The sequence below is a fragment of the Pseudobutyrivibrio sp. LB2011 genome (assembly GCF_000701765.1).
In the GTDB taxonomy this organism is placed as follows: domain Bacteria; phylum Bacillota; class Clostridia; order Lachnospirales; family Lachnospiraceae; genus Pseudobutyrivibrio; species Pseudobutyrivibrio ruminis.
The window spans coordinates 67,140-79,979 of the sequence record NZ_JNJS01000002.1; the positions used below are offsets into that span (position 1 = coordinate 67,140).

Consider the following 12,840-nt stretch of genomic DNA (forward strand, 5'->3'; position numbering starts at 1 on the left):
AAATGAAAGTATCATTAGTAATTCCCGTGTACTATAATGAGGGGAATCTTCATCCTCTTTATGAAGATTTAAAAGAAAAGTTTATTAATAAGATTGACTATGACTATGAAATTGTGATGGTTAACGATGGTTCAGGTGATAACAGTTGGCAAGTAATGCAGGAAATTGCCGCTAAGGATAGTCATGTTAAAATATATAGTCTGTCTAGAAATTTTGGAAGCCACGCAGCATGCCTGTGTGGCCTTTCGAGGTCTACAGGAGATTGTGCAATTATCAAGGCTGCAGACCTTCAGGAACCAACAGAATTAATTCTAGATATGGTAGAAAGTTGGAAGCAAGGAAACAATGTTGTACTTGCTTGTCGTGAGGCTCGTGAGGAAAGTAAAGCACAGACAGGTTTTGCAAATCTATATTATTGGCTGGTTAGAAAGACATCCCTTCCAAACATGCCAAAGAACGGCTTTGATATTTATTTATTGGACAGAAAAGTTATTAATGTTTTAGATTCATTAGATGAGAAGAACAGTGCAATCACTGGTCAAATTCTTTGGAGTGGATTCAAAACAGGAATTGTTTATTATACACGCAAGGCTAGAGAGATAGGAACTAGCAGATGGACTCTTAAAAAGAAAATTAAGCTTGTTTCAGATACATTGTTCAGTTTTTCAACTATGCCTGTAAGATTTGTGGAAGTTGTAGGTTTTGCATCCTTTGTAATAGGACTGATATGGGCAATCTTTGAAATAGTTGCTAAGATTGCAGGTATGATTGAAGTTGAAGGATGGACTACTTTGTTCATATTTAATCTGGTTTCTTTTGGAATAGTTATGATTTCATTGGGAATACTTGGTGAATACGTATGGCGTACATTTGATGCATCTAGAAATAGACCTCCTTATATAGTTGAAAAGGGGGATGAAAAAGAGTAATGAACGTCAAAATTGCTGATTGGTTAGAAAAAGCAGTTATTATCATCCTGATAGGAATTGTAGCCTGGCTCGTATTACTTGCAGGATTTAGTACGAGCTTTCTTGATATTGAACAGAAGACTTTTATGGTAAAAGACAGCATAGTGATAAATTGGTTTGCATTTGCACTTTTAGTTGTTTTGTTAAATATCGTAGATAAAGTTCTAAAGGATAGATTTATTAGATACGCGAAAATAATATCATATGTGTTATATGCGGTGATGATTGTAATTGCACTTCTTGTAGTCCTCACTTTACCAAGTGGACCAATTGGTGATCAGGGAGCCGTGTTTGGTATTGCTAAAAGCTGGGCTAGTGGCGACTTTGAAAGCACTTTTGCACAAGGTGGATATTTTGATAGATATCCACAGCAGCAAGGAATAATAATCCTGTTATATTTCTTTATTAAGATTTTTGGTATACATGCAGTTATAGCGTACAGACTAGTCAATACATTAATGTTGGTTGCCATGTACGCTGTTATGTGCAGATATATCGAACAGCATTATTCTGTGCGAGCAAAAATAATGCTTCAAATCCTATGCTGCGTATTCATTCCGCCTATCCTATACACTACATTTGTATATGGAAATATAATAAGCACTTCGTTGTGTGCAATATCGATTATAAATCTACTCGATTACAGGGATTATGCTAAGACAAGGAATATAGTAATGGCGCTCATAGCTGCCTGCTTGGCTATATTTATTCGTGGAACTAGTTTTATTTTCGTTTTTGCAGAATTTGTTTATTGGTTATTAATAACAATCAAAAAATTCGAATTGCGAAAAGTATTTATAGCTCTTGCCTTGATTTTAGTACTTGTTAGCACAAATAAGATAGTTGACATTACAACCTATTCAATAAGTGGCTTGCATGCGGGCAAGGGAATGGCTTCGGAGTCTTGGATTGCTGAAGGACTTATTGAGCAGCCGGATAGACGATATGACGGTTGGTATAATGGATATGCCGCTAATACATATGCAGAAAGTGGGTTTAATCATGATGAACATAAGAAAATTGCCCATGAGTTTTTGTCAGAGCGTGTAAATGATTTTAAGCATGATCCGAAACATGCTGTTAAGTTCTTTACGGGCAAAAATGCGTCACAGTGGAACAACCCTACTTTTGATTGTTTTTGGATTAATCAGTTCATGTATAGGTATGATGAGCAACCACATGCTGGTAGTGATAGACTATTATATGAGCCACATGTATATAATATAAGTAAACTATTAAATTATTTACAGTTTATGATTTTAATGCTCACCATGATTGGGCTAGTAATAGAATTTAAAAAGCCAGAGAATATTGTATTGTTTGCAATAGTATTTATTGGCGGATTTTTATTTCATTCTATATGGGAAGCAAACCCACAAAATACACTATGGTACTATGTATTTTTGATGCCAATAGCAGCAATTGGATGTACTAATCTATGCCAAATAAGTGCAATCAAAGAAGCAAAAATACAGGGTGTTGTTCTTGGTACGTTCTTGATATTATCGGTTCTTGTGGCAGTGATTTCAAATGGATTTACGAGAAACTTAATCAAAAGAGATAATGACACAGAAGAATATAATAGCTATATCGAAGAAACTACAAAGCTTACCAAAGAAGAACAAATGATTTTTTATCATCAGAGGGATTAAGAATATATGAATACAGTTTTACGTGAATTAAAAGTAGATGATGCTCCACTTATGTTGGAGTGGATGCATGATGAGGAAGTGCAAAAAGGCTTCCAAAAAAAGATGTTGGATATGACAATAGATAATGCGACATCTTTTTGTGAATCATCTAAAATACCAGAAGAATTAACAGAAGGCGTTAGCGTTCATTTTGCAATAGCAGATTCAAATGATGAATATCAGGGCACAATAAGTCTCAAGGATATAAGTTTGAATAATAAATCTGCAGAATATGCAATTAGTCTTAGAAGAGCGTCCTGGGGAAAAGGATTAGCGAAAGCTGCATCTAAGGAATTGCTAGACAAAGCATTTAATGAGTATGGTTTACATAGGGTATATTTAACTGTGCTGGCAGATAATGAAAGAGCCATTCATTTATATGAAAAATGTGGCTTTAAAAAAGAAGGTCAATTACGCAAACACATATACAAAGATGGCAAATATGTAGATTGGTGTCTATATGGAATATTGGCTGAGGAATTTGAAATGTAATTGAAGGAAGGAATGAGATATATGGAAAAGATAATGCCAAATAGGCTTGATAGAGGATTTTTTAAATATCAGGATGAGTTTGAATCAAAGGCAATTGAGGTACTTCGTTCTGGATGGTACGTACTTGGAAACGAGGTAAAGCAGTTTGAAGAAGAGTTTGCGAATTATGTTGGAGCAAAGCACTGCGTTGGTTTAGCGAGCGGTTTAGATGCGCTTTGGATTGCATTTAGAATTCTAGGAATTGGTGCAGGTGATGAAGTAATTGTTCAAGGTAACACATATATAGCCAGTGTTATGGGCATTACAATGAATGGAGCAACACCAGTATTTGTTGAGCCAGATGAGTATTACAATATTGATGCTTCGAAAATTGAGGAAAAGATTACAGATAAGACAAAGGCTGTACTCGTTGTACATTTATATGGTCAGGCTTCTAACATGGCGCCTGTAGTTGATTTATGTAGAAAATATAATCTTCGCTTAGTAGAAGACTGTGCTCAGTCTCATGGGGCAAAGTTTAATGGGCAAACAACAGGTACATTTGGAGATATAGGATGTTTCTCATTCTATCCTTCAAAGAATCTTGGTGCATTTGGTGATGCGGGAGCTATTGTCACTAATGATGACAAAATAGCAGAGGACACAAGAGTATTTAGAAACTATGGGTCAGAGAAGCGTTATTATAACAAAGTTGTAGGAGCTAATTCACGTCTTGATGAAATGCAAGCTGGATTGCTACGAGTTCGTTTGTCTCATCTTGATGAGCTCGCCGAGGAAAAACGCGTAATCTGCGAGAGATATTTGAATGAACTTCATAATGATAAAATTCAGCTACCTGAGATTCGTGAGGGCGCTACTCATATTTGGCATCAGTTTGTAATCAAGTCTGATTATAGAGATGAGCTTATTAAATACTTAGATGATAAAGGGATAGGAACAATCATTCATTATCCAATTCCACCACATCTTTCAGAAGCATATCAGTATCTCGGTGTGAAAGAAGGTTCACTTCCAATCACAGAGAACTACGCAAAGACAGTTCTTTCAATTCCTCTCTACAATGGAATGACAAAAGAGGAGCAGGATAGAGTAATAGAGGCTATTAATAAATTCTAAGAAGGAAAGCCATGACATCGAAAAGAGAAAGTTGGATTGATATAGCTAAGATAATAGCAATATTTGGAGTTATTATTGATCATACAAATAATATTCTATATTTTAATCAGGATATTGCGTTTAGTTCCTATTACAGTGTTACTTTATTTATTTTCTTGATGGGCGTTACAACTTACAAATCATACTGCAATTGTGTTACACCAAGGAAAATATGGAATAAAGTATGGGCTATTACTTATCCATATTTGATAGCTTCATTTATAGTATTTTTATACTATTACAGAATGTTTGATTTCAATATGTACTGGGAACAGGTGCTTACATTTAGTGCAGATGCTCCATATTATTACGTTTTGCTCTATATTCATCTTATTATAGTGAGTCCAATTTTGTTTGGATTATTGAATTACAGCGACAATGCTTGGAAACAGATGATTGTTACTGTTCTTACTGCGTGCGGTTTGGTATATCTTGCTTCGGTTACAACATTATATACAAATATTAAAGACATCTATGGCGGCGGAGGCAAATTGCTTGGTGGTACATATATTATTGCATTATTTGTGGGAATGTTTTTTGAGAAGTATAAGAATGCACTAACAGGCTTGAAGTCAATAACAAAGGTTTTTCTATTGGTCGTTGGAATAGTATTGTTGATATTATGGAGAAATTTTATATGCATAGACAGATTTCAATTAGATCAAAGATTTAAGTTTGGTGCAGGCTTAAATCCGCCTAGTGTAAGCTTGTTAATATATGCATTTCTAATATTTGTTGTAGTATTTTTGTTAGAACAAGTTTTGATGGCTGTAAACTTGAATGCATTAAATTTGATTTGGACAAAAGTATCAGTGTTAGGAAGGCATACTCTCTATATTTTCTTATATCATAAAATGTTTAGAGCATTCATTATGGATAACATGAGTTTTGAAAATCTATGGGTGGCTAGAATAGTTTATTTTTCAATAATGATAATGGGAAGCATTCTTATTGAATACATCGTTAAGACAGTTATAGGATTTGCTAGAAAATGCTATGGAGTAAGACAATAAAAAGGAAATAGTTACATGATTAATAGAATTGGAGAATTATATAAGCATATCATGAGCGATTCAAAAAATAGAAGGAACGCGCTTATTTCAGGTGTTGGAATTCTTATATTGATAGTCTTGATTGCACCAACTGTAATATCAAGTGCTTATTCTGTCATGATTGCCGATGACTTTAGTGCGGGAAGCATGTTTAAAAGAGGTTATACAGGTTTTAATTATATTAAGTATTATTATAATTCATGGCAAGGTACATACACTGGATTGGGGATAATAGCAATATTATCTCCTATTTTGCATGGAGGATTGGACGGATTAAAGTATATTGCAGTAATTAATTCGATTGCACTATTTGGATCATTCATTTTTCTTTGCGATTCTGTGCTTAAGGAAGTATTTGGACAGAAAGCATTGGTGACTAGAGTGTTGTTTATACTGCTATCTGTCTTTGTTTTCACTGCCTACAATTCATATTATGAGGGTATCTATTGGTTTACTGGTATGGCAGTATATACAATGCCTTTGATTATTACAATGGTAGGAGTGGCCCTGTTTATTAGGAAGAATGTGAGAATTAATATCGTATATGCGGTACTGATTTCGTTACTTGGCTTTCTGGGAATGGGTGGTTCTTTAATAATCTCTGGCTTCGGTTGCTATGCACTTCTGTTACTGGTTGTGTATTTTGCAATTAAGGCTAAAAAGATTAATATTTGGCATATTTGTATATTCGCTGTCTGGGTTATAGGTGCATTAGTGAATGTGGCAGCACCTGGAAACTATGTTAGACATGATGTCGCAGACTCTTCAGGAATCCATCCACTGTCAGCAATAATTACATCTATCAAGGTCTATGTTTCTCGAATAGAATGGTTCAACAGTAACACAAGCATCTGGACTGTATTCATGTTGATGATTTTATGCGGCTTATTATTCTACGAAGCTAAAGGATTATCTGTTAAAAATATTGCACTTATGTTATGTGGGACAATTCTTCTTCCGTTTGTAGCAGTGTTCCCTGTTGCATTAGGCCAAGGCGATAACATGCCAAACAGAGTGTTGTTTGTTCTTGATGTAGCAATCATCTTCGTTCTGTTAGTAATGTCATTGTTGGTATCTGATTTCATAAAGCATAATGTGATGACGGAAGAGAATAGAAAACTCATAATCACATTTATGGTGGTTATCATATTTACAAGCATGGCGCTAGATAATTTCACTTATGAGAATAATGTTTCTTACAAAGTGGCGTCGCAACTTAAAGATGGAGTATTCCAGGATTATCACAGTGCTGTTAGCAAAATATTGGATAAGCTGGACACCTATGAGGAAGGCAGTGATGTTGTAGTATCTCTGCAAGAAATGCCAGCTGATATCGAAAACTACAAGAATTTCTATATCGATATGGACCCAGCGGATTGGGTTAATGTGGATATGAGTAATTATTATGGATTTAATTCGTTGAGGGTTGAGTAGAAGGAATGAATATATTAATCATTGCAAACAATGACGTAGGACTGTATCAGTTTCGTCGTGATTTAATAAAAGAATTACTAAAGAACAATGAAGTGCACATTGCATTGCCATATGGTGAAAAGGTAGAAGACTTGGTCCAGATGGGATGTAAGTTTATCGATACACCGCTCGAGCGTCGAGGTATGAATCCTTTGAAGGATATGGCTTTATTCAAGTTGTATAAAAAGGTGTTAAAAGAAGTATCACCTGACTTAGTCATCACATACACAATAAAGCCCAATATCTACGGAGGTCTTGCATGTAAACAGGCAGGAGTTCCATATGTAGTGAATATTACAGGCCTTGGAACTGCATTTCAAAAAGATGGTTTGTTAAAGAGCTTTGTGGTTAGTCTTTATAAAAAGGCATTGAAAAAGGCTAAAGTAGTTTTGTTTGAAAACGAAGGAAACAGACAAGTCTTCATAGAAAATCATATCATCACAGAGGACAGGACTCATGTGCTTCATGGAGCAGGCGTGAATACAGATTTATATTCACTAGTTCCATATCCTAATCACACAGACGAAGTAAAGTTTTTGTTCGTAGGACGTGTTATGAAAGAAAAAGGTGTAGACGAATTATTCCAAGCAATGCAGATGCTCTTGAAAGATGGAATAGCTTGTCATCTTGATGTGGTAGGTTGGTGCGAGGAAGACTACACTGATGTCTTAAATCAGTATCAGGCTGAGGGCTGGCTTACGAATTACGGTTTCCAGAATGACGTTAAGCCTTTTATCGAAGCATGTGACTGTTTCGTACTTCCATCATGGCACGAGGGTATGGCCAATACTAATCTTGAATCGGCATCATCTGGCCGTCCTGTCATCACTACTAATATTCATGGCTGCATGGAATCTGTGGAGGATGGAGTCACTGGATTTTTAATTGAGAAGCAGAATGCTGTATCTTTATATGAAGGTATGAAAAAGTTCTTAGCACTATCTTTAGATGAGCGTAAAGCTATGGGCTTGGCGGGCCGTGAGAGAATGGTTGAAATCTTTGATAAAAAGAAGGTTGTAGAAGATACAATAAAGGCTATGGATATTTAATTTGGAGGTTTTTGAATTAATGAAAAAACTTGCGATACTCGGGGCCAGCGGCCACGGTAAAGTTATAGCTGATATAGCGTTGTTAAATGGATATGATGAAATTGTCTTTTTGGATGACGATGAAAGCATCAAGACATTGGGCGAGTATTCTGTTGTCGGAAAGACATCTGAAACATCAGGACTAAAGGCTGCTGGATACGATTTCTTTGTTGGAATAGGAAATGCTAGTATTCGACAAAGGATGCAAAAATCGCTGGTGCAGGATGGATGCAATGTAGTCACACTGATTCATCCACAGGCTGTAGTTGCATATGATGTGGCTATTGGTGTTGGTACTGTTGTTATGGCCGGAGCAGTAATCAATCCAGGTACAACTATAGGCGATGGCTGTATCATAAATACATGCTCATCGGTGGATCATGACAATACCATCGGAGATTTCTCACATATATCAGTGGGAGCTCATACTGCAGGCACTGTAACACTGGGCGGAAGATGCTGGCTTGGAATCGGAGCTGTAGTGAGCAATAATATATCTGTCGCCGATGATTGCATGATTGGCGCAGGAGCTGTAGTAGTGAAGGATTTGACAGAGGCTGGAACCTATGTGGGAGTGCCAGCTGCAAAGATTAAATAAGCAGAGGTAAGCTGCATGTACGCAAAGTTATTTAAAAGATTAATAGATTTCATATTAGCATTAGTGGGGATAGTTGTTCTGTCCCCTTTACTTTTAATACTAATCATATTAGGCGCAATATTCATGGGGGGAAATCCGTTCTTCACACAGGACAGACCTGGCCTTCATGAGCGTGTGTTCAAGTTGGTGAAATTCCGTACCATGGACAATCGCCGTGATGCAAATGGGGAACTTTTGCCAGATGAGGTCCGTCTAAACAAATACGGTCGTTTCCTCCGTGCATCATCATTGGATGAACTCCCAGAGTTATTTAATATCCTAGTAGGTGATATGGCTATCATCGGTCCACGTCCGCTTTTGGTCCGCTATCTTCCTCGTTACAACGAGGAACAGCTTCACCGTCACGACGTTCGCCCAGGCCTCACCGGCTACGCCCAGGCCCACGGCCGCAACTCAGTCAGCTGGGAAGACAAATTCGCCATGGACGTCTGGTACGCCCGCAACATCTCATTTGCGCTGGATTGCCAAATCATCGTAGACACAGTAAAAGCAGTTGTGAAACGCGACGGCATCAGCTCTGAAACATCTGCTACCATGGAGGAGTTTATGGGCACACCGGATGGTGTGGTGAGCCAGTGGAAGGAGCCTAGGTAGAGACAGAATAACAATATTTGGGGAGGTTATTATGTGTACTGCAGCAACATACTATAGCAAAGATCATTACTTTGGTAGAAACCTGGATTTGGAGTTTTCTTATCACGAGACAGTAACCATCATGCCTAGGAACTACAGGTTCCCTATTAGGCATCAGAATGATTTAGATAGCCATTATGCGCTAATAGGAATGGCTTTTGTGGTGGATGACTATCCTCTTTTCTATGACGCCATCAATGAAAAAGGTGTTGGTATGGCAGGGCTGAATTTCCCTGGCAATGCAGACTACAAGGAAATGAATCCTGACAAAGATAACGTTGCTCCCTTCGAGTTTATTCCATGGATATTGGGGCAGTGTGCTTCTGTGAATGAAGCCAGAACATTACTTGAAAGAATCAATCTCATTAATGAGAACTTTAGCGAGCAGCTTCCGCTATCACCACTTCATTGGATGATATCTGATAAAACAGAGTCTATAGTAGTGGAGCAGACTAAAGAGGGGCTTCGCATTTACGATAATCCTGTTGGTGTAATGACTAACAATCCAACCTTCGATATTCAGCTCTTTGAGTTAAACAAATATATGGCTCTTTCTACTGAGCCGGCACAAAATACTTTTGCTAAAAACATATCCTTACAACAGTATAGCCGAGGCATGGGAGCCATCGGCTTGCCTGGGGATTTATCATCTACATCTCGTTTTGTGAAAGCGACTTTCACTCGAATGAATTCCGTATCAGGCGAATCAGAGCTGGAAAGTGTAAGCCAATTCTTCCATATCCTTGGTTCAGTGGACCAGCAGAGGGGATGCGTACACCTAGGTGATGATGCATATGAAATCACCATCTACACATCCTGCTGTAATTTGGATAAGGGAATCTACTATTACAATACCTATGAAAACCACCAGATTACTGCAGTGGATATGCATAAAGCGGATTTGGATGGAACAAAGCTGAGTGCATATCCGCTGAGACATGGTGAGAATGTGTTGTGGGAGAATTAACGAATTTATAAGCGAACGTAAAACGAACGTATTAAATTACGTTCGTTTTTAAAAATAGGAGGAGTATGAAATGTTGATTTACACTTAAAACTGACCCAGTGAGGGTGCGGACGTAGTCTTGGACTAAGTAATTAATCCAAGACTACGTCTATATTCAAGTGTAGATCAACATCACAATACGTCACCAATTGACACTTTTTGACACTAAATGTCACGCCCTGTATATTTTCAGGGATTTTAAAAGCTGGCATTATTATAATGGGAATAGAAATGCAGAGATGTAGACAAATTGTACACCTCGTGTAGATTTTAAAAGGTAATTGGGACTGTTATTATTAAAATATGGAATGTTGAGCAATCGAGAGAAATCTTGATTGCTTTTTTATTGCAAAAAAGGAGGAAATTGCAAAATGAATAAAAAACAAAAGATTTTTGGTTATGCCAGAATATCAACAAGAGAACAAAACGAAGACCGACAGATTATAGCATTGAAGGAGATGGGAGTTCCTGAGAAGAATATTTTCCTTGATAAGCTTTCAGGTAAGAATTTTGAACGACCCCAATACAAGAAAATGATCAGAAAGCTTGATAATAATTCAGTCCTTTATATCAAGTCAATTGACAGGCTGGGTCGTAGTTACAGGGATCTTAGTAATCAATGGAGAGTTATCACAAAGGAAAAAGGTGCTGATGTAGTTGTTATTGATATGCCAATCCTTGATACAAGAAGAGAAAAGAATTTGCTGGGGACTTTCATCAGTGATCTGATGCTTGCCTTGCTTTCATATGTTGCAGAGAGCGAGTATAGAACAATTCATCAGAGGCAGGCAGAAGGTATTGCAGCTGCAAAAGCAAGGGGATATAAGTTTGGTAGACCGCCCAAACAGCTACCGGAGAACTTCCATGATGTATATCAGAAATGGAAATCGGGGAAGCTATCTGTTGCAGAAGCAGCCAGAGAGTGCAATATGCCAAGATCCACATTCTACTACAAAGCTAAGGTGTACAAGAATTCCACATATTTAGGTGACTGAAAAAATCCAAGATTGTGTACCTTTTGAGACGGAGGGAAAAAAGCTGTTCTTGCAATCCTTAGTATTGGGAAAAAGCGCATAAATACAGGCAGTTGTGATATAATAGCAACTGGTGTGCTAAAAAAATAAAAAATCCAAAAAGGTACACCTTTTGGAGGGAGCATGAATTATTTATCACTTACGTTTCTAGGATTCTTGATGGTATTTTTCGCTGTATATTATGTTGTGCCATCAAGATTTCGGTATATAGCTATTTTCGTTGGAAGCTATATTTTTTATGGAATAGGACACCCGACAATGCTGATTACGCTTGTTGGATTGACTCTTATATCGTACGTTGGAGCGCTGATAATTGAGAAAAATCATTCCAAGTTGGCATATATTATTTCGTTTGTCATAGAAATTGTAGTTTTAATAGTTTTTAAGTATACCACGTTCATTATAAATAACTTCAATATGCTAGCTGAAAAACTTCATAGTGGATTGAGGTTAAATGCTGAATGGAACGTTATATTGCCTGTTGGACTGTCTTTTATTGTATTTCAGACATGTGCATACTTGTCAGATGTTTATCGTGGAAAGATATCCGCTGAAAAAAATCCGATTAGATACGCTGCGTATGCAGCTTTTTTTCCTACAGTTTTATCTGGTCCAATACAGAAGGCGAGAACCCTTTTACCACAGCTAAGGGAACCTAAGAACTTTGAATTTGAAGAGGCTCAGAAGGGAACTTTATTGTTTGCATGGGGAGCATTTGAAAAGATTCTGGTTGCAAATAATCTTAATCTCATAGTCACTCGCAGTTTGGACGATTATCTTAATCATTCGTCTATGGAAATACTGATTGGAGCTTGTTGTTTCTCTTTATATATTTATGCTGATTTTAACGCTTATTCTGATATGGCTCGTGGTGTTGCAAAATTACTCAACATTGATGTGGGCAGAAACTTTAATAATCCATATATATCCAAAACCACTGGTGAATTTTGGAATAGATGGCATGTGAGCTTGAATGAATGGTTTATTGATAATGTCTATATTCCTCTTGGTGGAAATAGAAAAGGAACATTGAGAAAGTATTTCAATGTACTTGTGGTTTTCTTTATCAGTGGATTATGGCATGGCTCACAGTGGCATTATGTTATTTGGGGCTTATTTAATGGAGCGTTGGTTGTATTAGGGCAGATGTTAAAGCCTGTCAAAAAGAAAATATATGAAAAAATGCAAATATCCGAGGAAGTAGAAAGCATTATACTTTTGAAGCGATTCGTTGTATTTGGATTAATAACAATGACGTGGATGTTCTTCCATGCTGGAGTAATGGATGCGTTAAGAATATGCAAAAGAGTGTTGTTATTCGACTTTGTCAGCATATTTGACCCAAACCTCTTGAATATTGCTGGTGCTGCGACAACAACTTTTGTTACAGCTATAGTTACGTTTATTTTTTGTGTTATACAGAATGCTCGCCAAAAGGAAAGCGAAGCATATCAGAGATATAAAGCACAGCCATTTGTATGTCAGTGTTTGATGATTTCAATAATAATTTGCATAAGTATATTTGGTGCTTGTAATACAGATGCTGTTGTTGATTCACAATTCTTATATTTCCAGTTCTAGGGGGGATGT

The 12,840-nt window shown here is 37.0% G+C and carries 12 protein-coding genes; all 12 read left to right on the plus strand.

Annotated elements, in window-relative coordinates:
* The first annotated feature begins 2 nt into the window (after nt 1–2).
* The 12 genes from T375_RS03860 (at nt 3) to T375_RS03915 (ending at nt 12,831) form a co-directional block, all read left to right on the plus strand.
* The gene (locus tag T375_RS03860) at nt 3–929 is read left to right on the plus strand and encodes a glycosyltransferase family 2 protein (protein ID WP_044935265.1); all 927 of its coding nucleotides are present in this window, start codon (nt 3–5) and stop codon (nt 927–929) included.
* The gene (locus T375_RS03865; protein ID WP_044935269.1) at nt 929–2,620 is read left to right on the plus strand and encodes a glycosyltransferase family protein; all 1,692 of its coding nucleotides are present in this window, start codon (nt 929–931) and stop codon (nt 2,618–2,620) included. The genes T375_RS03860 and T375_RS03865 overlap by 1 nt, the downstream gene beginning before the upstream one ends.
* A 6-nt stretch (nt 2,621–2,626) precedes the next feature.
* Nucleotides 2,627–3,151: a GNAT family N-acetyltransferase gene (locus T375_RS03870; protein ID WP_044935272.1), complete on the plus strand. Its 525-nt coding sequence runs from the start codon at nt 2,627–2,629 to the stop codon at nt 3,149–3,151.
* 21 nt (nt 3,152–3,172) lie between these two features.
* A complete protein-coding gene (locus T375_RS03875; protein WP_044935275.1) occupies nt 3,173–4,267 on the plus strand; it encodes a DegT/DnrJ/EryC1/StrS family aminotransferase in 1,095 nt (364 codons plus the stop codon).
* Between the two features lie 11 nt (nt 4,268–4,278).
* Complete coding sequence (locus T375_RS03880) at nt 4,279–5,319, plus strand: acyltransferase family protein (protein ID WP_044935278.1); 1,041 nt, start codon at nt 4,279–4,281, stop codon at nt 5,317–5,319.
* Nucleotides 5,320–5,334: 15 nt separating this feature from the next.
* Nucleotides 5,335–6,792 (plus strand): DUF6056 family protein, encoded by a 1,458-nt coding sequence (locus T375_RS03885; protein WP_044935281.1) that lies wholly within the window; start codon nt 5,335–5,337, stop codon nt 6,790–6,792.
* A gap of 5 nt (nt 6,793–6,797) precedes the next feature.
* A complete protein-coding gene (locus T375_RS03890; protein WP_044935284.1) occupies nt 6,798–7,880 on the plus strand; it encodes a glycosyltransferase family 4 protein in 1,083 nt (360 codons plus the stop codon).
* A 19-nt stretch (nt 7,881–7,899) separates the two neighbouring features.
* Nucleotides 7,900–8,517: an acetyltransferase gene (locus T375_RS03895; RefSeq protein WP_044935287.1), complete on the plus strand. Its 618-nt coding sequence runs from the start codon at nt 7,900–7,902 to the stop codon at nt 8,515–8,517.
* Between the two features lie 15 nt (nt 8,518–8,532).
* A complete protein-coding gene (locus tag T375_RS03900; RefSeq protein WP_044935290.1) occupies nt 8,533–9,171 on the plus strand; it encodes a sugar transferase in 639 nt (212 codons plus the stop codon).
* A 31-nt stretch (nt 9,172–9,202) separates the two neighbouring features.
* A complete protein-coding gene (gene bsh, locus T375_RS03905) occupies nt 9,203–10,177 on the plus strand; it encodes a choloylglycine hydrolase (protein WP_044935293.1) in 975 nt (324 codons plus the stop codon).
* Nucleotides 10,178–10,587: 410 nt separating this feature from the next.
* Nucleotides 10,588–11,211: a recombinase family protein gene (locus T375_RS03910; RefSeq protein WP_044935296.1), complete on the plus strand. Its 624-nt coding sequence runs from the start codon at nt 10,588–10,590 to the stop codon at nt 11,209–11,211.
* Nucleotides 11,212–11,373: 162 nt separating this feature from the next.
* Entirely contained in the window at nt 11,374–12,831 is a 1,458-nt protein-coding gene (locus tag T375_RS03915) for an MBOAT family O-acyltransferase (protein WP_044935299.1), read from the plus strand.
* Nucleotides 12,832–12,840 lie beyond the last annotated feature (9 nt).

Coding starts and splice junctions, on each gene's coding strand:
- T375_RS03910 (WP_044935296.1), top strand. CDS start 10,588: ATGAATAAAAAACAAAAGATTTTTGGTTATGCCAGAATATCAACAAGA.
- T375_RS03870 (WP_044935272.1), top strand. CDS start 2,627: ATGAATACAGTTTTACGTGAATTAAAAGTAGATGATGCTCCACTTATG.
- bsh (WP_044935293.1), top strand. CDS start 9,203: ATGTGTACTGCAGCAACATACTATAGCAAAGATCATTACTTTGGTAGA.
- T375_RS03890 (WP_044935284.1), top strand. CDS start 6,798: ATGAATATATTAATCATTGCAAACAATGACGTAGGACTGTATCAGTTT.
- T375_RS03860 (WP_044935265.1), top strand. CDS start 3: ATGAAAGTATCATTAGTAATTCCCGTGTACTATAATGAGGGGAATCTT.
- T375_RS03865 (WP_044935269.1), top strand. CDS start 929: ATGAACGTCAAAATTGCTGATTGGTTAGAAAAAGCAGTTATTATCATC.
- T375_RS03900 (WP_044935290.1), top strand. CDS start 8,533: ATGTACGCAAAGTTATTTAAAAGATTAATAGATTTCATATTAGCATTA.
- T375_RS03875 (WP_044935275.1), top strand. CDS start 3,173: ATGGAAAAGATAATGCCAAATAGGCTTGATAGAGGATTTTTTAAATAT.
- T375_RS03915 (WP_044935299.1), top strand. CDS start 11,374: ATGAATTATTTATCACTTACGTTTCTAGGATTCTTGATGGTATTTTTC.
- T375_RS03895 (WP_044935287.1), top strand. CDS start 7,900: ATGAAAAAACTTGCGATACTCGGGGCCAGCGGCCACGGTAAAGTTATA.
- T375_RS03885 (WP_044935281.1), top strand. CDS start 5,335: ATGATTAATAGAATTGGAGAATTATATAAGCATATCATGAGCGATTCA.
- T375_RS03880 (WP_044935278.1), top strand. CDS start 4,279: ATGACATCGAAAAGAGAAAGTTGGATTGATATAGCTAAGATAATAGCA.